Genomic DNA, 24,067 nt, shown 5'->3' with positions numbered 1-24,067 from the left:
GCCTAACTCCTCTCCCAGAATTGGGAGAGGGGGCTGGGGGGTGAGGGTCGATCTCGACAAACAAGCCGGCGGAGCAATCCGCCGGCTTTATTTTTTTCTCCCAAGCAAAATTCAGGGAATAATCGCTCCCGTCTTCGCATCTTTAGGGATGGAAGAGCAAACAACATGGACGATGCAGCATTGGTGGAGGCCGTTCGCGCGGGGCGGCGGCATGTGTTTGGAACGCTGGTGGAGCGGCATCAGCAGGGAATCCTGCGGCTGTGCTGGCGAATTGCCGGCGATCCGACCGACGCGGAGGATCTGGCGCACGAGGCGTTTATCGAGGCGTATGTAAAGCTGGCGCAGTTGCAGGACCCGGCAAAGTTCGGCGGGTGGCTGCGCGTGCTGGCGCTGAACATTTGCCGCGCGTGGTATCGCACGCAATATCGTCTGACGACGGAGCCGCTAGACGACAATCTACCAGACGATTCCGATCCGCCTCATCCACGCTCCGATCAACTACGCGGCGAACTCAATCGTCTGCCGGCGCAGGACCGTTTGGTGCTGGTGCTGCATTACTGGGAAGGGCTCTCCTATTCCGATGTCGCCGCGTTTTTGGATATCCCGATCGGGACGGTCATGAGCCGTCTGCACAGGGCGCGCGGCCGACTGAAAGGCTTGATGGAGATGGAACAGATGGAAATGCCGACGGACGCTGAGTTCCGGAGGGAAGTAGACGCCGAAATCCACGCGCTGATGACGCTGTTCGGCGCGGGTGAAATGGAGCGTCTCAGCGTATTATTGGAAAAGTCGCCGGAGCGGTTTCTAGACTTAATTCGCGCCTCAAACGAGGAGGAGATGCGCGAGGATGTCGCCGTGCTCCTGCGGCGATTGGGACGCAGCGGCATGGAGGCCGCCGTCTCGGCGTATCTCTCCGACGATCCCGCGATGCGGGCAAACGCATCAGAGGTTCTGAAACGATGCTTCACACGTCCTAAAACCGAGGCGGAGGTTTCGCCGCCGGCGACCATGGCGTGGCGTGAGGCGTACTGGCTTGCGGATACCCTGATCCGCTCGGCGCCCGACGCCACGCGCAAAGCACAGCTGCTGCTCGAACTTCTGGAACGGTGCCCGGACGATTCGACACAGCTGCTGCTCGCCAATATGCTCACAAGCGATGAAGGCGCGGGGTTTAACGTATTGGTCGCCCGCGTGCTCCAAGCAAGAACGGTTGAGGAGATGTGGCGCAGCCCGCGCGCCGTCCATACGGTCTGCCATTTCGGGTCTCGCTGGGCGAAGGTGCTGACGGCGCTGCTGGACGTGGCTCACTCCGAGGAGCCTCCGGTCGCGCTCGCCGCCGCCGAAGCCCTGAGCCGCGCCCACCGATCGGAATGGCTGGAGTCTGAGGAGCGTATACCTGAACGTCTGGCTCTGCAAACTCGATTTCAAACACAAGCGCTGCGCTGGACGCCGCCCAATCCGAGCCTCCGCGATCCCGAAGCGATGGAGGCGCTGGCCGCTCGTGTCGCCGCTTACGTTCCCTCGCTCGATCCGGAGACGCGCAATATGGCGATCCGGACGCTCGGTCTATTCGGGATTGAAAGATATCGGGAGACGATTCGAAACGCGGCTGGGCACGCCGCGACTTCCACGCGCACCACAGCGCTTCGGGCGCTCGCCGCCATGGGTGACGACGGGGCGTCTTCATGGGTCGCCAAGGCGCTCGCCTCTCCCGAAGAAGCCGAACGCCGCGCCGCCATCGAAGCGGCGACAGCACTATCGCTGAGTGACCTGCAGCCCGAGATCACCCAAGCCCTGGACGATCCCGACCGTGACGTCGTGAAGGCGGCGATTACCGCACTGGCGGCGATCGGCGACGACAGCGCGCAGGTTACGCTGCACAATCTGCTGAAGTCGCCCGACCAATCGATTGTCAAAGCTGTGGCGGGCGCGATGTTCGGCGGCGCGCGAGGTCAGAACCACCTGGTTCATTCCGGGCGCGCCCGGACGATCGTTGTGAAGCCCGCGAATCGTCCCGGCATGGCGCAGATCATTCGCGGCGGCGCCAAGCCGCCGTTTTATATGTCTCCGGACGCAGCGATCTTGGCGCTTCCGGAAGACCGCAGTTATGGAGAATTGGAACTGACGAAGTTTATCAGCCAGCTATGCAGCGACTACTCGGGGACACGACGATGCCTGGTCTCCGAACGGCTGATGACGCGTCAGGCGGGGGTTTACGAGTTCACAGAGCGAGGGCGGGCGGTGTGGCGAGTGGAGCATCATTTGGCCCGAAAATAAAAACACAAAATCGCCGCCGTATCGAAACCAATTCGACACGGCGGCGCTTCTCTCCGACTCCCCTCTCCTAGAATTGGGAGAGGGGCCGGGGGTGAGGGCCTCGGTCTTAGTCCGCGTCCCGCTGGGCCGCTTCGTACAGGAACCATGTGCGGCGCTCGGTTTCGTCGATGAAGACTTCCAGGAAGCTCGCGGTCGCCACGTCTTTATTGTCGTCGCAGACATCATGCGCCTTACGCATATTCGCGGCCATGTTCTTGTTTTCTTCGATCAGGTCGCTGATCATGTCGAATGGCGTGACGAACTCTTCGTCGTTGTCCTTGACGGTTTGAAGCGAGGCGACGTGGCCGACGCTGCGGATCGTCGTACCGCCGATTTTGCGGACGCGCTCGGCGAGAACGTCGATCGTGGCGAAGATCTGCTCGGCGTGCTCGTCGAACATCAGATGGTAATCGCGGAAGTGGCTCGACGCCAGATGCCAGTGGTAGTTCTTCGTCTTGATGTAAAGCGCGAAGGCGTCCGCGATCAGTGGGTTAATGGCGTCGGAAATCTCCTGGGACGCTTTCGCGCCGAGATCCGTGGGAACGCTCAGCTGGCGCGGCGTCTTGCCGCCCGTCTTCGATTTTGGGGTTTCTATGGGCTTTTGCAATGTGGTGGTGGCCATCGTAATTTCCTTTGAATAAAATAGAGCGCAGTGAGATCCCGCCGACGCTACTGTTATCCCCAATACTCCCCCCAATTAATCCGAATTTCAGCAGGCGGGCGAGCAGCGATTTTCCGAACGGAACAGACTGATGGCGAGCTGTGTTGAAGCGTCATGACGCCCTACACTTGTCCAAATTTCAGCCGCCTCTATCCAAGTGATTCTTCACTGTCCACCACAGAGTCGAATTGGCCTGGACTGAGCATCGACCACGTGCGGCACGCTCCAGGGAGCCGCGAAGCGCCGCCGCTGCCGTATCACCTGATCACGTTTACGCTGGACGCCATGCCGTCACTCGCGCAGAAGCGCGGCGGTCTGCAATATGACGGCCCCATGCAGCGCGGAGACATCACGATCACGCCGGCGCGGCACGCCGATTGGCGCCTGTGGTCGGGGCCATGTCACGTCCTTTGCCTCTGGCTGGAGGAGAATTACTTGCAGGAAGTCGCCGCGCAGGGCGAAAGCCCCGGGCGCGACGAACTTGAGATCGTCAGCCGCTTTCGAGTGCGCGACCCGCACATCGAATACCTCGCGGGCGCCTTGCTCACGGAATTAGATCGCCCAAGCGACTTGCAGCAGCTCACGATCGAATCGCTGCGCACCGTCCTCGCCGTCCATCTCGTGCGCCACTATTCCAATTTGGACCAAAGCGCGACACAGGTCAACGGAGGACTTTCCCCCGCTCAACTGCGCCGCGCTATGGATTACATCCACGGCCATCTGGAAGGACCGATGGACCTGCTCTCAATTGCCGAAAGCACGGGCCTGAGCTCTTTTCATTTCGCGCGGCGGTTTAAGCGCGCGACGGGTGTCTCGCCGCATCAGTACGTGATTCAGCAGCGCATCGAGCAGGCCAAGCGTCTCCTGATCTCGGACGCATTGCCCGTCGGAGATATCGCTTACCGCGTGGGATTCAGCAATCAGAGTCACCTCAATCATCATTTCCGCCGTCTCGTCGGCGTCAGCCCCACTCAGTTCCAAAACAAAGCGCAAGTTTAAACAAACACACGCAAGATCTCGGAAGCCGGCGGGCGTCGTCTCGTTCTATACTCAGAACGAAACGGCGGCCGCCGTTTTTGTGCGCGTTACGCGCTCGGATAAAGAGTTACGAGAAAGGTGAAAGAGATGAAATCCTATTATATCGGCGACGGAGACGGACTGGATGCGCTGAAGCTCATCGATCGTCCCGAACCGGCCGCCGCGCCGGGGCGAGTGGTCGTGCGCATGCGCGCCTTTTCGCTCAATTATCGGGATGTGGAGATCGCGAATGGGCGGTACGGCGCTGGCCAGAGCCCTCGCCATCTCGTCCCCCTATCAGATGGCGTGGGCGAAGTGGTCGCGATCGGCGCCGGCGTCACTCGACTCGCCGTCGGCGACCGCGTGACGGGGTCGTTTATGCAGGAATGGATCGACGGCGCGTTTGAGGCCAGCGTCCATCAATCTGCGCTTGGCGGCTCGATCGACGGCGTTTTCGCGGAGTATGTTTCGTTTCCGGATTATGGGCTCGTCCAAGTCCCAGGCTATCTGACGGATGAAGAGGCGGCGACGCTGACCTGCGCCGCGGTAACCGCATGGAACGCGCTGTTCGTTGCCGGCAACGTCAAGCCCGGCCAAACGATCGTGATCCAGGGCACGGGCGGCGTCTCGATCTTCGCGCTGCAATTCGCCAAGCTCGCCGGGCTTCGCACAATCATCACCAGCGGATCCGACGAAAAGCTCGCCCGCGCCGCTGCACTCGGCGCCGACATCGGCATCAACTACCGCGCCAACCCCGATTGGGACAAAGAAGTCATTCAGCTCACCCACGGGCTCGGTGCGGAAATCGTCGTCGACATCGGCGGCGAAGACACTCTGGCGCGTTCGATCAACGCCGCGCGCGGCCTTGGCTATATTCCCGTCATCGGCTACGTCTCCGGCAAAAGCTTTGCCGCGCCGCTCATGCCGCTGTTCCTCAAAAACTTAAACATTCGGGGGATTAGCGTCGGCTCGCGCCGCATGTTCGAACAGATGAACGTGACGCTTGCCCAGCACGAACTGCGCCCGGTCGTCGACCGCGTGTTTGAGTTCGGGGAAGCGCGCGCCGCGCTGGAGTATTTGGAGAGCGGCAAGCACTTTGGGAAAGTGGTGATCCGGGCGTAAGCGCCTCGTTCATACGCAGTTCTTCACGGATAAAAACAAAGGATATTACTTGTGGATACCATCGTCAAATTCAATCAACTGGGCGGACCCGAAGTGCTTTATTTGGAGCAGGTTACCGAGGCGGAGCCAAAATCCGGCGAAGTCAGAATCCGAGTGGAGGCGTTCGGACTCAATCGCGCGGAAGCTCTTTTTCGCAGCGGGCAGTATCTGGAGCAGCCGGTGTTCCCATCTAAAATCGGACTTGAGGCTGCCGGAGTCGTCGAGAGCGTCGGGCCGGGCGTCACCCAGGTACGCGTCGGCGATCGCGTCGCAGTGACGCCGGGGCAGAGCATAGCGCAATATGGAACGCATGGCGACGCGGCGATCGTGCCCGCCTCAGTCCTGGTGAAGTATCCGGAGAATATTTCGCCCATTGAAGCGGCAGCATCGTTCATGCAATATCTGACTGCCTACTTCGCATTTGTAGAGCTCGCGAACGTTCAGCCTGGCCAAACCATCTTGATCACCGCCGCCTCCAGCAGCACGGGCGTCGCCGCCATCGAGTTGGCTCACTTGCTGGGCGCCAGGGCAATCGCCACGACGCGAACGCAGGCAAAGCGGCAGGCCATCTTAAACGCAGGGGCGGATGAGGTCATTGTCACGGCAGAGGAGAATCTGCCGGAGCGCGTGAAGGAGATGACCGGAGGCAAGGGGGCCGATCTGATTTACGACCCCATCGCCGGCGGCACGCTCCCATTGCTTGCGGAATCCGTTGCCTGGGGCGGCCAGATTATCCTTTACGGATTTTTGGACGATGCGCCAACAGAATTCCCACTGTTCAGCGCGTTCTTCCGAAACTTCCTGCTGCGAACGTATATGATCTACAACTTTACGGGACACGCGGGATTAGGGCTCGCCCGGAATGAGACCGCCTATCGGACAGGAGTAGCATTTGTGGTGAAGGCGCTTGCCGAAGGAGCTCTGAAGCCGGTAATCGCTGCAACATTCCCTCTGAAAGAGATCGTGCAGGCGAATCAATATCTGGAATCGAACCAGCAGCTCGGCAAGATTGTGGTGACTGTGTAAACCGAGCATGCCCTTTAAGGCCCTTTGCCTGGGAGGGTCGCTCGAAGCGCGGGGGTGGGTTAGATTGCCCCCGCCAGCCAATCCCTTAACTCCCCGACACTCCTCAGCAGCGCGTCCGGCGCCATCGCCTCGATCTTCGCGGCGTCGGACGAGTTCGCCCATGCGGCGCCGAGCACTCGCACCCCGACTTCCCGCGCCGCCGTCACGTCCGACGGAGCGTCGCCTACGTACACGGCGTCGGCCGGCGGCATCCCCCACTCTTCCAGCACCTCACGAATGGCCTGCGGCTTAATCGAGCCTTCGGGCGATCCTGATTTGACAATCGTAAAATGGCCGCTGAGCCCCAGATGCCGCAGGGAAATCGCCGCGCTCTGCGCGCCCTTGCCGGTGACAATCGCTACGGGAACGTCCCGAGATTTCAGCCAGTCCAGCATTTCGATCACCCCGGGGAACGGACCGGGGCAAAGGTCGTGGACACGCTCGTATTCTTTGAGATACTCGGCGAGGCATGGCTCCCAGTTATTCGGAAGCGCCTTGCGGATACAGCCCTCTTCGTTGGGGCCGAACATCGCCTCGATCTCATGATCCGAGAGATGACGGTCGGCGTAGATCGCGAAGGCGTGACGAAAGGCGGCGAAGATCACGGGAAAGGTATCGGCGAGCGTTCCATCGAGGTCAAAGATGACGCCGCGCACGGAGGCGATGGTGGTCATGGGCTTACTCCTAATCTTAAAACGATCATACCCTATTGACAAATACTATGCATACATATATAATATACGCATAGTATTTAAAAGCATTGCGGAGGATGATTATGAGCGCGCGATATTGGATTGGAGTAGTTTCCCGGTCTCATGTGGAGCGCGGCGTTGAGGGCGGTTTCGCGCAGCTCTGCCACGGAAAAGCCGCGACGCTGCGGCAAATGAGCGTTGGCGACTGGCTGGTGTATTACTCGCCAAAAACGGACATGGCCGACGGCGCGCCGCTGCAGGCGTTCACCGCCATCGGTCAAGTCGTTGGAGAAGAGACTTACGAGTTCGCTATGAGCCCGGACTTCGTCCCGTTTCGCCGGGACATTGCCTACAAGACTTGCAAAGCCGCGCCGATCCAGCCATTGCTTTCGCAGCTCTCATTCATTCACGACGTCAAACGCTGGGGCTATGCGTTCCGAGCAGGGCGTCTGGAAATGACTCGCGAAGATTTTGAACGGATCGCCCAGGCGATGGAGGTGGATATCGGTGAATGAAAGAGCGCCATTTTCATTTGAAGACGCCGACGACAGTACGGGCTTTCTGCTCTGGCAGGTCACGGCGATCTGGCAGCGCGCCGTCGCGGCGGCGCTGCGGCCGCATGGTCTAACCCAGGTGCAGTACGCGCTGCTCGCAAGCCTGCTCTGGTTGTCCGGACAGGAAGAATGGATCACGCAGACGATGCTGGCGCGGAATACGAAGCTCGACATGATGATGGTGTCGCAGGTGCTGCGCGCGATGGAGGCGCGGGGCTTGATTGAGCGCCATCCCCACCCCACCGACACCCGCGCGAAGGTTCTGAGCCTAACCGAAGCCGGAAAAGAAACAACGCGCAAAGCGATCCCCGACGTGGAGCGAGCCGACGCCGATTACTTTCACGCATTGGGATTGGGGCGCGAGCAGTTCAACGCATCCCTGCTCGCGCTGATCGAACACACAGCAACAAATACAAACGGCACAGAAATGCAAACGGGCGGCGTTTGACAACGCCGCCCATATACAAACAGAAACAATACGCTACATGGCGGGCAACGCACGGGACGAGCGACCGGTCATGGCGTAGGAAAGACGCTCGGTGATATCGACCGCGAGGCCGGCGCTTTCGGTGAGATGATGGGCGGCGGACAATAGATACGACGCGGTGACGCTTTCCGCCGATCCGCGCGCCATCGCGGCGTGCGCGGATGTCCGCAGGTCCGCAAGAGCGTCCTCCGCCTCCAGACCGGCCAGGGTCACACCGGACGCGCCGTCCAGGGCCTGGGTCTCCAGAATGGAGACGACGGAATGCACCATGCCGCGTACGGCGTCGGTCATACTGCGCAGTTCATTAGGCGTCTGGCCGCGGCCACCGGTGGGCAGCTCACAAGTGATGCGGGCGATCTTGCGCGCGTGCTCGCCGATCCGCTGCAAGTCCATGGCGATCGCCACCGAGCCGCTGATGAGGCGCAGATCGCGTCCCACCGGCTGCTGCAAGGCGATGATCTCCAGACAGTGCTTTTCGATTTCAATCTCGCAGACGTCCACGGATTCCGAACCGCGAAGTAAGATCTCCGCCATTTCCGTACTGCCGAGCTCCAGCGACTGAGTCGCCAGGATGAGCATCGTCTCAACGCTCGTCGCCATCTGGGTCAGCGAGTCCGACAGCATCTTCAATTCCTCACAGTAGTGCTTGCGTGTCATCGGCCCGCGTCCCCATCCTTCTCGTGTGATTTCAACACTCATGCCGCCTCCACAATCTCCAGAATGTCCTCGATCTCCGGAATGTCCTCACCGGACGCATCGTCCGTCAGCGGCGCGGCGTCGGTACTGGCGAGAAATCCGGACAGTGCGTCGATCGACTTTTGCGAGACGCCGCAGACCATCGTCTTACCCTGTCGGTTGATCGCAATCAGGCCTGCAAGCCGCATCTCCTTAAGATGATGCGAGACCTTGGCGGTGATTTTTTTCGAACCGCTCACGGCCCGGCAAACATCCCCCACCGTCGGACCGGCGGCCATCCACTTATCTTCGCCGTCTTCCACGGTGACGGGCCAGCACCGGTTACGCAGATACCGGAAAATCCGAACGCGAGTTGGGTCTCCCAGCGTCTTGAACATCAGCGCCAGCTCTTTTGCCGACTCTCCAGGTTTTTCTTTTTTTGCCATTCTATATTCATATTACCACATTTCGCAGATTGTTTGAATGTTTTCTTTAGCGGACTTGTTTTCCAGGAATAAGGCAAGGAACCGAGTGGCGGCTTTGGCAGGTAAAATAAGTGAAAGGACGGCCCTTTTTAGGAACGCAGCGACGCACAATGGGGCCGATGAAGCATAACGTCATGAGGAAACCATTCTCGGCGGAGCCGGCGAGCGATGGGTCGCGGGCCGCGGCGCGTCTTGCCTCGCTTCAGCGGATCGCACTGGCGCTGAGCGCCGTCCACACAGTGGATCAAGTCTCCGAAATCATTATCACCGAAGGTCTGGCGGCGCTGGGGGCCAATGCTGTCTGCGTCTCCCTGTTCGCCGGCGAAGGCGCGGAGCCCATCACCCCCAACGACGGCGAAGAGGCGCTCGGCGGGCGTGATACGGACACTCAAACAAGCCGTTATATGGGCGACGAAGACGTGCGGACAGATCTTCCCTTGATCGTTGAAGGCCACGCTCTAGGGGCTTTGACGGTGAGCTTCCCGCCGGGGGGTATCCTGGCCGAGGAGGATCATGCATTTCTTACCACGGTGGCTCAGCTCTGCGCCCAGGCGCTTGACCGAGCCCTGCTGTATGACGAAGGCCGCCGAGAAGTGGACGAACGCCGGCGTACGGAAAACTCTCTGCGGAGCAGCGAGGAGCGCTTCCGGAATATTTTCGACGCCGCCGCCATGCCGATGGTGCTGGCGACGGTCGATGGCAAGCACGCTCTGGTTAACGAAGCCGCCTGTGAGTTCCTTGGATATCATTGCGAGGAAATTACGGAGATGCATGTCCGAGACCTCGCGCACCCGGACGATTTGCCGCTGCTGCGCACCGCTCTCGCGCGCCTCCTCTCCGGAGAAATCGCGAACGTGAATGTCGAGCATCGGTTTATGCGCAAAGATGGCGGCGTGGTGTGGGGCCACGACATCATCGCGGCAGCTCGGGATGAAGACGGGACGCCGAGATATCTCATCGTCACCATCGCCGATGTTAGCGAGCGCAAGCGTCTGGAGGAGGCTAAGGCCAAGCTGGCGCGCGAAGCCCAGGCGGCTGCGGAGCAGCAGCGCGCCTTTGTGCGCGATGTCCTGGCAAGCGTCACCGATGGGCGATTGCGGCTATGCTTTGACGCGAAAGAGCTGCCGGAAATGCTCGCGCCGCAATCCACAGCGGTGGTCTTGACGAGAGCCGCCGGCCTCGCGGAGCTGCGTCAGGCGGCGGTCGAAGCGGCGAAAGCCCTGGGGGTTACCGACGAGCGGCAAAACGGCCTGATGGCGGCGACCTCCGAGGCCGGGATGAACGCCATCGTGCACGCAGGCGGCGGTGAAGGCCGCGTGTACGCCGATAGCGCTAAGGTCCAGGTGCGTGTGGAGGATCACGGAGCGGGGATTTCGATGGAGAACCTGCCCAAGGCGACTCTGGAAAAAGGATACACCACGGCGGGGACACTCGGCCAAGGGATGAAGATGATCCTGCAAAGCGTCGATCGCATCTATCTGCTTACGGGCGCCGCCGGCACCACCGTCGTCATCGAACAAGACAGAATCGCCACCGCCCCGCTCTCGGATTTTTACGTTTGATTATTTCAAATAGAATCACGACAAGACTGCCGATAATGAAATTCCTACGGAATGAAAAACTTCGGAAAGATTTCTGAGCGCCATGGTATGATAAAATCATTGCGCCTAAGATAGATTGCGTGGTAAGCGTGAGCGAACAAACAACTTCAGAGTCGACAGGAGCGCAGACCGACATCGCCGCGCTCCAGCGGATGCGTGAAAGCGTACGGCGTCAGGGGATATTGATCGCCACACAGCACGAGATCGCGCATGCGGAGCGTGAGCTGGACGCCGTGCTTTCGATTGTCACACGGCGGGCGCAGGAACTGTCGGAGGCGGACGGCGCCGTGGTCGAAATGGCGGACGGCGATGAGATGGTCTATCGATCCGCCAGCGGCAGCGCGGCCCATCAAATCGGGATGCGGCTGAGCCGCCACACCAGCCTCTCCGGGCGCTGCGTCGCGGAAGGGCGCGTTCTCTTGTGCGAGGACAGCGAGACCGACCCACGAGTCAACCGTGAAGCCTGCCGGAAGGTCGGCCTTCGCTCGATGGCCGTCGTGCCGCTTCAGTTCTTGGGCCAAACGATCGGCGTCCTCAAGGTCTACTCCTCCCGACCCAGCGCTTTCGAGCCGCATGTTCTTCCCTTGATTGAAATGATGGTGAGCTTGATCGTCGCGGCGATGAGCGCGGTGTCCGAGGCTGAAGCGCGCAAGGCGCTTTCGATCAGCGAAGCGCGACAGCAAACACTGCTGCGCGATGTCCTCGCCAGCGTCACGGAAGGCAAACTGCGCCTTTGCAGCGCCGCCGAGGAGCTCCCAGAAGCTCTCACCGCATTTGGGGAGCCCGTTTCACTCGCGGAGCGTGTGGGACTGCGTGAGCTGCGAACTCTGACCCAGGAAGCGGCGCGCGCCGCCGGGCATCCCGAAAGCCGCCAAAGCGATATCGCCACCGCCGCAAGCGAAGCGGCCATGAACGCCATGGTCCACGGCGGCGGCGGCATGGCCTGGGTTTTGGTGGGAGAGAACGGAACCGTGCGTGTGCGCGTGGAGGATCACGGCTCGGGGATCGCTATGGAGAACCTACCCAAGGCGACCCTCGCCCGGGGCTTCAGCACCAAAGCGACACTCGGACATGGCCTCAAGATGATGCTTGAAACTAGCGACCGCCTTTATCTCCTGACCGGCCCCGGCGGAACGACCGTCATCATCGAACAGGACGAAAATCCCCCGCTCCCCGCCTGGCTCGCCGACGCATTCGATTAGACTCTCAGGCGCCGTTAGCGATTCGGAGCAACGAAACGGTGATACTCAGCTATTTGGCGTCCTGATTCGCAGACACGGATCGTCAGCACGTTTCCTGCAAGATTGAGGTATGCTTCTCGATTGCTCGTTTTACTGTGGCCGTAACAGACGCTTGAGCTGCTGAGATCGCGCTGCCGGCGGATGACGCCATTTCGAATCGCGATTTGTGAGTAAGCGGGTTTCTGCAGAGGCGTCAAATGCTGAGAGCGATGGAACGCTCCATAGACAGCTCCCTTGTAATTCGTGAGATACGATGAGACGGCCCCATCGCTGTACAGCAAATGCCGGGAGCGCATTGTGTCCAGGTTCACGGAATACAGTTCCACGTAGGTCTTATCACGCATTCCAGTCGCTCCCGCCGAAATTACCATTTCACGCCCCGCCGCCACCAATCGATCTCCATAGGGGTTTTTCGATCCGACATCCCAGCGGATCGAGCGTACGGGACGAACGATAAACTTCGCTCCATGCGTGCGAAAAAGAAGAGCCGCGTTCAGATGCGCCGGAGCGCCGTTCACCGAGGGTTGTGATTTCCAGCCAAGCAAGCAAGATCCATCATCCGTCGTCGCCTGGACCTGCATATGCTTTGGCACCGCCGCCTCCTGGCTTCCGACCTGCAGTGTGTATTCTCCAGAGGCGCTGGAGGAAATACGCAGTATCCCTTCACTGGTCCAGCACGCATCGCTCGTCTGAGGCCATACATGCAGCACGCGCCGATGCGGAAAATCGATCAAAACAAGCATCTCTTTATCGCCCACGAGCACACGGGCTCCAGTCTCGTTCCACCGTGCGTACTCCACACCGCCCATATCGTCCGGCAGCGACATCACCGGCGTCAATGCGGACGTATAGATCTTGTTCCCAAGAATAATAAATGGAAGCGCTTGTTTGGGCGCCCAGGTAATCAGGGTGGCGTTCGCCATGACGGCGGCCCGAGTCAGAGGCGGCGGATGGCCGTGGACCGCGTTTGCAGAGACGCCGCTTACAAAGAACAGAGTGACGAACGCGACGAAACACGGCACGGAGGATAGGAGGCGCATCTAGTCTTCCCTGTCTTTCTACATCGCGTCCATCGCCCATGCGGGCGGCGGAGGAATGCGGTCCTGTTCCAGAACGATGGTCGTGCCGGTGGGACCGGTGAGAAGGTACATGCGGTCCACGGTTTGCAGCATCAGCCAGAAGCCATGGCCGAGACTGCCGGCGGTCGTCCAGCCGCGCTCCAAGGTTGCCTTCGGGAGATTTTCCATCAGGATCCCTGCACCCTCGTCTTCAATCCACACCTGAACTTTGTCCGCCGTATCGCCGAAGACCTTCCCCACCCCGCCGCCTGCGTGCACGATGGCGTTCATGGCCGCCTCCGAAACGGCGGTGATCAAGTTCTGCCAGCGCAGATCGCTGAACTCGATCTCCAGGGCGGCCGATTTCGCGGCGTTCCGGAGCAAACGCATATCACTGGAGGCAACCAGAGGAACCGTTTCCAGCATACGCGGCAGCCGTTCCGGCAGTTCATCCAAACTGTCCAGCAGGCGCAGCTTCCCTTCGGTCACGCTCGCGAGGATTTCCCGCAGAAAAGCGCGCTGGCGCAGTTCTCCCGCCTCAATCTCCCGGCGCAGACGGTTTTCCGCAGCTTCGGCGATCTTGCTGCGACTGATGTCGCGCAGATAAGCCGTAAAGATCGTTTCGCCTTGCACGGCGACCGGAATAATCGCGATCTCGATCGGAAACTCCGCGCCGCCCCGGCGCAAACCGGTCATCTCCAGCCGGCGGCCCACAATTCCGCTAGCTCCCGCCACCAGCGAACTCTGAAAATCCTTCTCGCTCTCGCCATCGCGCGTAGGGATAACGATCAATTCCGGCATGGAACGGCCCAGCACGTCCTCGCGGAGATAACCGAAGGTCTGCTCCGCCGCCGGGTTGAACTCCAGAATCGTGCCCTCTGCATCCATCGTGATGATGCAGTCGATCGCCACATCCAAAATCGCGGCCTTGCGCGTTTCGCTTTGCTTGAGCGCCTGTTCCGTCGCCTTACGATCGGAGATATCCTCAGCGATCCCGTAGACGCCGATTACGGCGCCGTTCACGACCAGCGGGACATTGGTCACATAGATCGCGACACGCACGCCGAGTTTATGGATGATCACGGTCTCGTAGTGCTGCGCCTGGCCCTCGGTCGCAGCGTGGAAGTGCGCCAGCGTACGTTCTAGATCTTCCGGCGCGATCAAGGACGTACAGGATCGCTCCATCAGTTCGTCCGCATCGTATCCGGTCAAATTTTCGCAGGCAGTGTTGGCGCTCAGAAAGCGCCCGCTCAGATCGAGGGAGTAAATGGCGTCGGGGTGATAATCGAACAGGGATTTGAAACGCTGCTGGCTTTCCGCCAGATGAACCTCCGTGCGCCGATGATCGGTCAGATCCAGCGCCATGATGGCGAAGCCAAGCACTTGACCGTCCGGCGCGACATTGGGAACGTAGGAGCCGCGCGTAAAGCGCGTTTGACCATCGGGCCACGTCAATTCCCGCTCGTAGGTACTGGAAGCGCCCGCCAGAGCTTCCTCGATGTTCGGTTTTACCGCCTCAAATACCTGAGGCCCCAAGACTTCGAGCATATGCCGACCGGTCAGTTCGTGGTGCGGCCTGCCGATCCACGTCGTGTAGGCGCGGTTGTTGAACTGATAGCGCATCGCCGAATCGACATATGCGATCAGCACAGGAAGCGCATCGGCGGCAAAACGCAAGGCTGCGGTAGAATCGGAAGACGCATCCGCTCCGACATGAGAGTACTGCGCGATCTCATCGGGTTCATTGCTCAAAGGATACTTCTCTCAGTTCAAATGAAAATCGAAGACGCTCTCCCGCCGGAGGCGAAGGGTAGATTTAGTATTCCCAATTCTGCGGTTTTTGTTCAATGTTTCCGCGCAGCTCTCGCCGGGTATGCCTCTTTGTCGTCCGGCCAACAGCAAAGGAGATTTGAGACATTGGGCTGCCTGCTGCCTCTCGGAAGAAACGGGTGCGTGGGATGCGTTGGATGCGTTATCCCACTTACTATTATACTGCTAGTCCTCGTGATTTTGCCCATGCGCTCTACCTGGATTCGCCATAACCACGCCTCTCAAAAGCCACGGAGCAGCACGTTGACCAAAACGACCTCCCAAATCGACACTGAATCTACTGGAGCCGATTCGCATGTGCATCGAAGTCTTTCTCGGGTCAGACCACCCTCAAGCAACGACGGAATATGATGGCCGATGGCCATCGATACAATTATATGAGCTTAGCGCGGACCACGAAGCCGTACGCACGCATTTTTCAAAACCCTATGTTTATTATTTGAGCGGAGGCTGCTGCTCGTGCGTCTTCCGACGCCAGCCACAATATTTTGACCTATCGAGAGCGCCTACCGATGAGGAGATCGCAAGCATTCAGGACGAAATTAATAATCGTCAAGAGCTCTTTTCACAGCTGCGCAGAACAGTTCAAGCCGCGACCCAATCCGGCACGGCGGAACTGTATAGCTGCTGGTGGAATGCGGCAAATCCCGAGACCGCATCTTACCGTAATGTGCGGCTCAACCATTTTGACGGAGAAAATTTCCCCTTCTGGGAAAGAGAGCTTGTAACCGTCGTTTCAGATTCTAATGACGACTTCCAAGGATCATTCTACAGTCTCAGACAGCAGGTTACTGGCGAGAACGGTGTCTACCTCCATAGCATCATTCACGACGACGCTGGACAATCACTGACAATTCACTTCTCCCACGAACATGAACTGCGTACGATAAATACGACAATCACGTTTGCCAACGTACGAGATTATCTTTCCGAGATGATCGTTTATGAAGAGCCTGAGAATGATGAACAGGATTACCCGGATGACGAAAATTTCGTGAATGTCGATGAAGGCTTGAGTTATGAAGGCTTAGTTGGTATCTACGAAACCGGCATTTCGGCTACCCGCAAATTTCACATCAGCACAAATCTGCAAAAGATCACATTTTGCACTTCTCTCGATCCCATTCTGTCGTTGTAGCAAGAAAAACAGGATCATCCCCCTGGGATGATCCTGTTTTTTATTGCTGTATTTGATCGAACGATTATCGATGCTGGCGATCGTGCTTCTGGTGATAGATGGTCTCACTGACGTGATTTTCTTTGCGCTGAAGACGCGCCCGCTCCCGCGTGGTAAGCCGGCCGCCGGAAAGGCGCGCGTGGTATTCCTGACGTCGAAGGTTCGCTTCGCGCCGTTCGAGCTGCGCGGCTTCGCGCGGGGTGAGACTGCCGTGCCGCACGCCCTGATAGATCCGGTGGTTCTGCTGATGCTCGCGCCCGTTGATGCTGTGGTGATGCGTCGGGGCGGCTTGCGCGGCGACTGGGGCCATCATCGTCCCGAGCAGCGCGGCGGGAATGAGAAACTTTGCAAAGGTCGTATTCATGGTCTTGCTCCTGTCTGAATTACACTTTCATCGGCGTTTGGCGGAAGACGCTAGGTCGTAACGGCTTCGGCAAGACGCCGACACCCTTAGTGACGCAGGGCGGCCCGGGATTGTTCCGCTTCACAAGTTGTTTTAGGGTACATTGATGGACAACGCCGGGGCTTTGAGTTGAAGGAAACCCAATGTTTATCGATCCGACCGCCACGGTCATTCTGTATTTTGTTCTCGCTGTCGTTTGGGTTGTGCAGTTCGCCCAGCTGATGATGTTTGAAGACGATTCATTTCGAGGCCACTGGGATAAGCTCATATGGGTCGCCGTCTTTATCCTCGTTTTCCCGGTCGCTCCGTTTGCATTTCTGATTTGGAAAAAGGCTTATCAGGAGCATCTCGATGCGGCTAAATATGAAAGCGAGCGGAATAATATCGAGATGAAGTAAAAGCATTTGATTCTGTCTTACGATCTATGTAAACGAGTACAATTGGCTAGTTTTTTCGCGAATACATACACAAAAATCCACCATCCCCCCTGATCCATCTCAAAGATATCCCAGATAAATTGTGAGGCCGCAATATCGACACGATCGATTCAGACGGTATAATGCCGCTGACGCTTTCCCGGCGTCATCCAAAGCGATCTCACAAGAAATATAAAAAATATGGCGCTCGAATGGTTCACAACACAAGCCCCTCAGCAGCAGAAATCTGATTATAAAATCGCAAAATCCACGATTGTCATCACCGAATCGGGCCTCAATAAGCTCCCGAGCGGAGCAGCTCTCGTCAAGCTCGGGTATGATGCCGAGCGCAATGTGATTGCGATCGCCCCCGCCGAACCCGGCGATAAGACCACGTTCAAACTTGCGCGACGTGGACGCGGAGCGCAGCATCAGATCACGGCGAAGAAGCTTTTTGAGCGGTTTACGATCGCTCCGTTTGCGAAATCCATCGACGGTAACTTCGAAGTCGAGGGCGATGTGATCTTCGCTTCTCTGATGGGCGGCGACGCGCCGGTCCGACGACGACGACGCAAAAACGCCGCCTCAGAAACCAAATAATCGGATAGATTGCGCGCCGTCACAGGGCGAGACAATTCGATTCTGTGACGGCGCCATCGACAACACCTCTCCTCCATACTCTCATTTATACCGGAAATATTGCGGATCAAAATTAAATATAAGCACAGATATTTGCAAAATAATCTCAATTTGAACCATGACGTTTTTATTGTTGGGTATAATGCCCAATGGCGCTTTCTCAAGTGAATAAAAAATAAGGATGTAAAAAAATATGGCCCTCGAATGGTTCTCACCTCAAACACCCCAGCGACAGCAATTCGACTATAAGATTGTCAAGTCAAGTATCGTCATTACGGAATCGGGGATCTTTAAGATTTCAGATGGCGTAGCGCAGGTTAAGCTGGGATACGACTCGGAGAAAAATGTGATCGGGATTGCTCCCGCCGACGCCGGCGACAAGACGGCGTTTAAACTCGCGCGCCGAGGACGCGGGATTCAGCATCAAGTCTCCGCAAAAAAACTCTTTGAGCGATTTGGACTTTCGCCGCTCACGGAAGCAATCGAGGGGAACTTTGAAGAAGCAGACGGCGTGCTCTTTGCCTCGCTGGCAGGCGGAGAGGCGACGAAGCCCCGCCGCCGACGCCGCACTAAAGCCGAAATGGCCGCCGCATCTGCGGAATAAGTTCGAGATATTTCCTCGGCAATCACACTCAAATTCCGCCGATAGGGCGTAATGAGAAACGACCGCTCCATTCTTTAAAAGATACGGAGCGGTCGTTTCTTTGGTGGGCGTAACGGATACTTATGGCGCGAGATGTCCCAGGGCGGTGTTTAGTCGTGCTCGCGCAACGATCAGCTCAGCCTTCGCCTGCGCTTCCGTACTTTTGGCGCGCGTCAGCGCCGAAAGCGAATCGAGCCGTTCCGCCGCCACGGATTTTCCCGCGTTGTAACGCATTGCCGCAAGCTCATACCCCTGCTGCGCGGCGGTCACTCCAGTCGCCGTCGCCGCCACACGCGCCGTGGCCGTCTGGAGCGCCAGCCATGCGAACGCCGCTTCCTTATCCACTTGCTGTCGAATGCTGAGAACATCCGCCTGCGCGGCGTCTACACGGGCCTTTGCCCCGTCCACCTCAGCGCGCCGCTGCCCACCGTCCATGAGCGGCAAGCTTACGGATAAGCCGATGGTGTAGCCGGTCCGTCCCCCTCCCTGCATCGCCATCGCGTCCCCCATCGCCACGGCGTACACTTGCGGCGAATATGCGCCTTTCGCCGACGCCACCGCCGCCTGCGCCGCTTCGAATTGCCGCAGTGCGGACGCAATTTCCGGACGCTGATCTTCCGCCTTGTGGATCGCTTCCTGCTGAGTGAGCGACGCATCGGGCGGCGCCGCCAGCAAAGCGTCGAGCGTGTCGGACAGTTCGATTTGCTGATCCTGCGACATGGCGAGCGCTGCTTTGAGGTTCACTTTCGCAATTTGCTCGTCATTCTGACCCGACAGCAGCATTTGGCGCGCATCGGCCTCCTCGGCCTGCTCACGCAGCAGATCCACCGGCGCCGAGCGCCCCGCCGTCACGCGCTCGCCCGTGATCCGCACCTGTTCTTCCTCCGCATCCAGGCGCGCCTGCGCGGAGGATACCAGTTCATGGGACAGAAGAACTGTGGTATAGGCTTCCGTAACGTTCTGATGGATAGTCAACTGGGTCGCCTGGGTCATCAAAGAAGCCGCGTCCGCCTGGCGCTGAGCGAAGTCGATTGTCCCACGGATCTTACCGCCCGTCGAGATCGGAACCATCAGCGTCAGGTTCTGATCGGCGAAGCCGCGCGGCGGAACCGCGAACAGATTCTGAGGCGTCACTCCGGGAGCAGAGGATAAGATATTGCTGGAGTCGCCAAGCGCTCCGTAGGCCGTCGCGGACAGCGTCGGTTTCTGCTGCGCCTGCGCGCCCCGCGCCGCAGCGGCGGCGATGGCGGCGTCGGCTCGCTGGCGCAGGGCAATGGGGCTATTCTTATTCGCAAGCGCCACGGCCTGAGCCAGGGAAAGTGTGAGGGCAGGCGCGGCGATGACGGGATCGGCGGCGCTCGCCGCCACGGAGCCGCCGAGGAAAAGCGCTGCGAGCAGAGCCGCGCCAAAGTATCGATGGGAAGTGTCAATCATCGTTTAAGCCTTCGGTTTATCCTATTCGCTGACGGAAATGGCGTTCGTCTCTTCGAGCGTGGCGCCCAGACGCCCATGACGTTTCCAGGGCGCCCATTTCTCCAAATCGTCGACTAGGGCGTGCATCACGGGGATCACGAGCAAAGAAAGCAGCGTTCCCACGGTCAGCCAGGCCACAATCACCGTGCCGAGCGGCTGGTAGGCGTCCATCCCCGTGCGCGGCGCCAGCGCTACAGGGAGCATCGTGATGATCGTGATCAGCGAGGTCATCAAGATAGGACGCAATCGATCGCGGCAGGCCAAAGCAATGGCTTCGTCACGCGGAAAATCGGGGCATTCGCGCCGCCGGCGCATGATCTGATCGATCATCAGAATGGCCGTGGTGATGTCCATGCCGGTGAGCACGATGATCGCCATGATCGAGACGCTGGAGAACGCCTGGTGCGCCAGCCACAGCCCGAAGAACACCCCCGACAGCTCCAGCGGGATCGAGAGCACCATTTGCAGAGGGGAGAGCAGGCCGCCAAATTGCGCGACCAGCACCAGAAAGATCAGTAAGACGGCGATCTCCAGACCGCGCAGCAGACGCGCGAAGCTGTCCATCATCTGCGTCATATCTCCGCGCATCTCCATGGAATACCCAGGAGGAAAGTTGAGCTTTGCCGACGCCTTGCCGATGATCGCCATCGCGAGGTCCATCGACGGCGGCCCGCCCTTGCGATAGTACGCCAGCACGGACACAGTGCGGCGCAGCCCATCGTGCTCGATGATCGTCGGCGCAAGCTGCGGCGCCGCCGTCGCCAGCGTTTTGAGCGGAACCTGAACGCCGTCTTTTCCCGTGATCGGCATTTGCATAAGATCGTAAACGGAACGGCGCTGATCTCCCTGATAGCGGATATTGATCGTGTCCTGGCGGACATTCGGCAGGCGATAGAACTCATTGGCCAGCGCGCCGCCCATGGCGTAGTACGCCTGATCCGCGACATCGGCGGGGGTGAGCCCAACCTCCGCCGCACGCCGCGCATCGACGTTCAGCACATACGAAGGCTTCTCCATGGCCCAGGAGGTAGAGACCTGGATTGCGCCCGGCGTCTGACGCGCGATATCCGCGACCTGGCCGGCAAGCTTCGACAGAACATTGAGGTCCTGCCCAGAGACCAGCACCGTGACGGGCGCCTCCGAGGACGCCATGACATCGCTGCCCATCTCCTTGATCTGAAGGCGCCGAATGTTGGGGATCGTGCGCAGGGCTTCTTTTTGAACCTCGTCAATCACCTGCCAAACCGTGCGATGGCGCTCGTCCTTGTCGGATAGCGTGATCATCATTGTGGCGGTGTTGATCTGGTTCATGGCGTAACCCGTGAAGTAAGTTCCGCCTGGCTCCTCGCCGATCTCGGTGGAGACCTTTTGGATCTCCGGATGCTTCAAAATGATCTTCTCTAGGGCCGCCGTCGCGGACTGTGTCTGCGCGTAGCTCGCTCCTGGCTGCATCTCCAGCACGCCATAGGCTTGACCAACATCGGCGAGCGGCATCATCTCCGATCCGATAAAGTTGTAGAATCCGAAGCCCAGGACGATCGTGCAGAGCGCGGCGGCGATCACGGCGAACTTATTGCGCAGCAGCGTGCGGACCAGACGCTCGTAGCGGCTGTCCTGGCGTTCCAGCCAGCGCTGGACAGGCGCAAGCACATGCCGCTGAAACGCGCCGCGCCGCTGGGACACGTCTTCGTGTCTGAGCAGTCTTGACGACAGCACGGCGGTCAGCGTCAGCGAGACTAAAAACGAGGCGATCAGGCCAAAGATAATGGGATAGGCCAATCCCACAAACATCAGCTGCGTGATGCCGCCGCAGAACACAAGCGGCAGCAGGGCCAGCACCAGCATGATCGTGGACGCCGCGACCGCGACGCGTACCTCCGTGATGCCGTCCACCGTCGCCTGGATCGGCTTCTTGCCCATCGCCAGATGCCGTTCGACGGCATGAATATCGATGACCGAATCGTCCACCAATCGTCCGATGGAAATCAAGAGCCCGATCAGCGTGGAAGAGTTCAGGCTGAACCCGAAGGGGACCATGAGCAGGATCGCCATCGCCATACTCACGGGGATAGTGATCACGGAGATCATCGTGCCGCGCCAATTGCCGAGAAAGAACATCACGGCGAGGCCGCAGAGGAGAATGGCGACGGCCAGTTCTTCAGCAGTGTTCTGGAACAGGATATTGACGAAGTGCGAGTTATCATAGGCCACGCGAAAGTGCAGACCGGGGTGATCCTCCGCGAGCTGATCGAGCTGTTTCTGGACCGCCTGAACGACGGGCGGCGACCCAGACGCAGGGTTTTGGATGACGGCCATCTCCACGGATTCATTGCCAAGGCCTTCGATGGTTTTGCGCTGTCCATCGACGAAGTGGTATCCGCTGCGCTGCTCGCGGATGTCGTCCTTCACAAGCGCAACATCCCGCAGATACACGACCTGACCGTTCTTGGAGCCCAGCGGGTACTGCGCCACAACGCCGGCGCTCTGCGCGAGATCAGCGACCCGGATAATACTCTCGCCGCCCCCCGCCGTAATCACGCCCGCAGGCTTCGCCACGCTGTTTTTGTCGATGGCGTCGCGCACGTCCATGATGGAGTAGCCGTAGGCGACGAGCTTGTCGCGGTTGATCTCCACACGCAATTGCCGCTTTTGACCGCCGTAGACCTCAACGGACTGCACGTCCCCCACCTGCTTGATCGATCGCACGCCCTCATTTTCGGCGAATTGCCGAAGCGACATCGGCGTCCAGCCCTTGTCGGCGTCCCCCGTCACGCTCACGGACAAAATGGGTATGTTCAGCGGATCGATCGGCAGCACCCACGACGGTTTGAGATTGGCGCCTGTCTGCGGCAGGTCCGCCTGGACCGCATTCATCAGCGACTGCACATCCGTGACCGCCTTCTGCATGTTCGTCCCATAGGGGAATTCCAGAGAAACGATGCTGAGACCATCCTGAGAAGTCGAACGGATGTAGCGCGCGCCGCGAATGTCGGTCATGCGTTCTTCGATCGGCTTGGAGAGATATGTCTCCATCTCCTGCGCCGAAAGCCCCGGCATCATGGTGACGATCCCGACCATCGGGCTTTCAACATACGGCATCATGCGGCGAGGCATTACGCCGCCGAAGATCGCCACCAGAGCCAGCGCCACGACCGCCACATAGAATGAGACCACGACCCATGGATGCTGGATGCTCCACGCCGAGACGTTAAAGCCGCCGCCCTTCGGATCGCCAGACCTTGCTTTCTTCACGATCCTCATTGGGCGCTTCCCTTCACGGGCGTCAGCTTGCCGCCGTCCATGGGATCGATGAAGTTATTCTTCTTTGCGTCCGCCTCGGAGTAAGTCATGCCGCATTTCTCGCAGCGATACACGGTGAGGCCCGCGTTGGCGGAAGCGGCGTCAGGCAGCGATTTCGGTCCATTCTCCGCCCACTCGGTCACTACGATTCGCGCGCCTTCCGTGAGACCCGCCATTCCATGATCGATCACTTTATCCGTTGACGTGAGTTCGTCGGAAGTGACTTCCGAGGAAACTCCATCCGACGCGCCGATTTGAACGATGACCCTGTGGGCGATCGCTCCGCCATTGGACGCCGGCGTATTGGAGGATTGGATTGGCGTAAGCTTACCGCCGTCCATCGGATCTTTATAATGGTATTTCGCGGCCTGCTCCGCCGAATAATGCATATGGCAGATCGCGCACTCGTACTCTGTTTTATGGGATGCGCCCACGCCTTTGGCGATCCATACATACGATTGGCCGCCCTGAGAGACGAGGGATGAGGCGGGAACCAGCAAATGGGACGCTCCCGTGTGCTTCGTGATGTGCATAGTCACAAACGCGCCCGGCTGCAATTGACGTGCGGGGTTTGCCACAACAGCCTCGATCACGGCGGTTCGCGTGCTCGTATTCGCGGAGGGAAACACCGAGGAAACGTTCGCCGGAATCGGATTACCGCCGTTCTGCATGGCGATCTCCACGGCGGTTCCCACATGGATTCCCGTCAGATCGGATGCGGCGACATTCGCCTGCACGCGCACACGATCGATGTCGGCGACCTTCAAAATTACCGTCCCTGGCTGCACCAGCGTTCCCGGCGCGACGGGACGCGCCGTTACGACGCCGCTGAACGGGGCCGTGATGCGGGTGTAGCCCTGAACCACGGCGGCTTCGCGGACCGCCGCCTGTGTCTGTGACTCGCCAGCCTGCGCCTGGGCCGCCTGCGCCTCCGCGACGACGAGATCGGCCTGAGCCATGTCCTCGGAAGCCTGCGCGGCGTCCACCTGCCGTTTCGCCACAAGCACCTTTGCCTGGGCCGCCCGCGCCATTGCTTTTGCCTGATTGACCTTCGCCTGAGATTGGGTGAGCGCCGCAAACGCCGCCTGCGCCTGCGCCAATTCGCTCTGATATTCCTGCCGCGAAACCGCGCCCGCGTCGGCGAGCTGCTTCTCGCGCGCAATCTCCGTCTTC

At 59.3% G+C, this 24,067-nt stretch carries 22 protein-coding genes; 12 read left to right on the top strand and 10 right to left on the bottom strand.

What is annotated here, in order from left to right; translation table 11 throughout:
• Positions 1–165 precede the first annotated feature (165 nt).
• Positions 166–2,277 carry a sigma-70 family RNA polymerase sigma factor gene (locus tag ABIZ35_RS25230; protein ID WP_348222699.1) on the top strand — a complete coding sequence of 704 codons (2,112 nt, stop codon included), beginning with the start codon at positions 166–168 and terminating at the stop codon, positions 2,275–2,277.
• A 106-nt stretch (positions 2,278–2,383) separates the two neighbouring features.
• Here ABIZ35_RS25230 and ABIZ35_RS25225 read toward each other — a convergent pair whose 3' ends face one another.
• Positions 2,384–2,938 (bottom strand): DNA starvation/stationary phase protection protein, encoded by a 555-nt coding sequence (locus tag ABIZ35_RS25225; RefSeq protein ID WP_348222698.1) that lies wholly within the window; start codon positions 2,936–2,938, stop codon positions 2,384–2,386.
• Positions 2,939–3,190: 252 nt separating this feature from the next.
• Here ABIZ35_RS25225 and ABIZ35_RS25220 point away from each other — a divergent pair, with 252 nt between their 5' ends.
• From ABIZ35_RS25220 to ABIZ35_RS25210, 3 genes are all read left to right on the top strand, one after another.
• A complete protein-coding gene (locus tag ABIZ35_RS25220) occupies positions 3,191–3,976 on the top strand; it encodes an AraC family transcriptional regulator (protein WP_348222697.1) in 786 nt (261 codons plus the stop codon).
• Between the two features lie 126 nt (positions 3,977–4,102).
• The gene (locus tag ABIZ35_RS25215; RefSeq protein ID WP_348222696.1) at positions 4,103–5,116 is read left to right on the top strand and encodes an NAD(P)-dependent alcohol dehydrogenase; all 1,014 of its coding nucleotides are present in this window, start codon (positions 4,103–4,105) and stop codon (positions 5,114–5,116) included.
• A gap of 51 nt (positions 5,117–5,167) precedes the next feature.
• Positions 5,168–6,181, top strand: a complete 1,014-nt coding sequence (locus ABIZ35_RS25210) for a zinc-dependent alcohol dehydrogenase family protein (RefSeq protein WP_348222695.1) — start codon at positions 5,168–5,170, stop codon at positions 6,179–6,181.
• A gap of 59 nt (positions 6,182–6,240) precedes the next feature.
• Here ABIZ35_RS25210 and ABIZ35_RS25205 read toward each other — a convergent pair whose 3' ends face one another.
• Positions 6,241–6,894: an HAD family hydrolase gene (locus ABIZ35_RS25205; protein ID WP_348222694.1), complete on the bottom strand. Its 654-nt coding sequence runs from the start codon at positions 6,892–6,894 to the stop codon at positions 6,241–6,243.
• A gap of 101 nt (positions 6,895–6,995) precedes the next feature.
• On the opposite strand from ABIZ35_RS25205, the gene ABIZ35_RS25200 reads away from it, so the two are divergent.
• The gene (locus tag ABIZ35_RS25200; RefSeq protein ID WP_348222693.1) at positions 6,996–7,427 is read left to right on the top strand and encodes an EVE domain-containing protein; all 432 of its coding nucleotides are present in this window, start codon (positions 6,996–6,998) and stop codon (positions 7,425–7,427) included.
• The gene (locus tag ABIZ35_RS25195) at positions 7,420–7,914 is read left to right on the top strand and encodes a MarR family winged helix-turn-helix transcriptional regulator (protein ID WP_348222692.1); all 495 of its coding nucleotides are present in this window, start codon (positions 7,420–7,422) and stop codon (positions 7,912–7,914) included. The genes ABIZ35_RS25200 and ABIZ35_RS25195 overlap by 8 nt, the downstream gene beginning before the upstream one ends.
• A 33-nt stretch (positions 7,915–7,947) precedes the next feature.
• Here the strand turns inward: ABIZ35_RS25195 and ABIZ35_RS25190 are convergent, their stop codons facing one another.
• Together ABIZ35_RS25190 and ABIZ35_RS25185 are read right to left on the bottom strand one after the other, a co-directional pair.
• Positions 7,948–8,652 carry a PhoU domain-containing protein gene (locus ABIZ35_RS25190; RefSeq protein WP_348222691.1) on the bottom strand — a complete coding sequence of 235 codons (705 nt, stop codon included), beginning with the start codon at positions 8,650–8,652 and terminating at the stop codon, positions 7,948–7,950.
• Positions 8,649–9,074 (bottom strand): helix-turn-helix domain-containing protein, encoded by a 426-nt coding sequence (locus ABIZ35_RS25185; RefSeq protein ID WP_348222690.1) that lies wholly within the window; start codon positions 9,072–9,074, stop codon positions 8,649–8,651. The genes ABIZ35_RS25190 and ABIZ35_RS25185 overlap by 4 nt, the downstream gene beginning before the upstream one ends.
• A gap of 173 nt (positions 9,075–9,247) precedes the next feature.
• Here ABIZ35_RS25185 and ABIZ35_RS25180 point away from each other — a divergent pair, with 173 nt between their 5' ends.
• Together ABIZ35_RS25180 and ABIZ35_RS25175 are read left to right on the top strand one after the other, a co-directional pair.
• Complete coding sequence (locus ABIZ35_RS25180) at positions 9,248–10,675, top strand: PAS domain S-box protein (protein WP_348222689.1); 1,428 nt, start codon at positions 9,248–9,250, stop codon at positions 10,673–10,675.
• A 128-nt stretch (positions 10,676–10,803) separates the two neighbouring features.
• Positions 10,804–11,916, top strand: a complete 1,113-nt coding sequence (locus tag ABIZ35_RS25175) for a GAF domain-containing protein (RefSeq protein ID WP_348222688.1) — start codon at positions 10,804–10,806, stop codon at positions 11,914–11,916.
• Between the two features lie 14 nt (positions 11,917–11,930).
• Here the strand turns inward: ABIZ35_RS25175 and ABIZ35_RS25170 are convergent, their stop codons facing one another.
• Positions 11,931–12,995 carry a hypothetical protein gene (locus tag ABIZ35_RS25170; RefSeq protein ID WP_348222687.1) on the bottom strand — a complete coding sequence of 355 codons (1,065 nt, stop codon included), beginning with the start codon at positions 12,993–12,995 and terminating at the stop codon, positions 11,931–11,933.
• An 18-nt stretch (positions 12,996–13,013) separates the two neighbouring features.
• Positions 13,014–14,765 carry a PAS domain S-box protein gene (locus tag ABIZ35_RS25165; protein ID WP_348222686.1) on the bottom strand — a complete coding sequence of 584 codons (1,752 nt, stop codon included), beginning with the start codon at positions 14,763–14,765 and terminating at the stop codon, positions 13,014–13,016.
• A gap of 373 nt (positions 14,766–15,138) precedes the next feature.
• Here ABIZ35_RS25165 and ABIZ35_RS25160 point away from each other — a divergent pair, with 373 nt between their 5' ends.
• Entirely contained in the window at positions 15,139–15,981 is an 843-nt protein-coding gene (locus ABIZ35_RS25160) for a hypothetical protein (RefSeq protein ID WP_348222685.1), read from the top strand.
• Between the two features lie 64 nt (positions 15,982–16,045).
• Here ABIZ35_RS25160 and ABIZ35_RS25155 read toward each other — a convergent pair whose 3' ends face one another.
• Positions 16,046–16,384 (bottom strand): hypothetical protein, encoded by a 339-nt coding sequence (locus ABIZ35_RS25155; RefSeq protein WP_348222684.1) that lies wholly within the window; start codon positions 16,382–16,384, stop codon positions 16,046–16,048.
• Positions 16,385–16,566: 182 nt separating this feature from the next.
• Here ABIZ35_RS25155 and ABIZ35_RS25150 point away from each other — a divergent pair, with 182 nt between their 5' ends.
• The 3 genes from ABIZ35_RS25150 to ABIZ35_RS25140 all read left to right on the top strand — a co-directional run bounded on the left by ABIZ35_RS25150 (position 16,567) and on the right by ABIZ35_RS25140 (position 18,082).
• A complete protein-coding gene (locus ABIZ35_RS25150; protein ID WP_348222683.1) occupies positions 16,567–16,821 on the top strand; it encodes a hypothetical protein in 255 nt (84 codons plus the stop codon).
• A 219-nt stretch (positions 16,822–17,040) separates the two neighbouring features.
• A complete protein-coding gene (locus tag ABIZ35_RS25145; RefSeq protein ID WP_348222682.1) occupies positions 17,041–17,439 on the top strand; it encodes a hypothetical protein in 399 nt (132 codons plus the stop codon).
• Positions 17,440–17,671: 232 nt separating this feature from the next.
• A complete protein-coding gene (locus tag ABIZ35_RS25140) occupies positions 17,672–18,082 on the top strand; it encodes a hypothetical protein (protein WP_348222681.1) in 411 nt (136 codons plus the stop codon).
• Positions 18,083–18,202: 120 nt separating this feature from the next.
• Here the strand turns inward: ABIZ35_RS25140 and ABIZ35_RS25135 are convergent, their stop codons facing one another.
• The 3 genes from ABIZ35_RS25135 to ABIZ35_RS25125 form a co-directional block, all read right to left on the bottom strand.
• Positions 18,203–19,555, bottom strand: coding sequence for a TolC family protein (locus ABIZ35_RS25135; protein WP_348222680.1), 1,353 nt, complete (start codon positions 19,553–19,555; stop codon positions 18,203–18,205).
• A gap of 21 nt (positions 19,556–19,576) precedes the next feature.
• Positions 19,577–22,855 (bottom strand): efflux RND transporter permease subunit, encoded by a 3,279-nt coding sequence (locus ABIZ35_RS25130; RefSeq protein WP_348222679.1) that lies wholly within the window; start codon positions 22,853–22,855, stop codon positions 19,577–19,579.
• A partial coding sequence (locus ABIZ35_RS25125) for an efflux RND transporter periplasmic adaptor subunit (protein ID WP_348222678.1) occupies positions 22,852–24,067 on the bottom strand: 1,216 nt, incomplete at its 5' end. The genes ABIZ35_RS25125 and ABIZ35_RS25130, both read right to left, overlap by 4 nt.

It is taken from the genome of Capsulimonas sp. (genome assembly GCF_039929585.1).
Taxonomy (GTDB): domain Bacteria; phylum Armatimonadota; class Armatimonadia; order Armatimonadales; family Capsulimonadaceae; genus Capsulimonas.
This window is presented reverse-complemented; position numbering and strand designations above follow the sequence as displayed.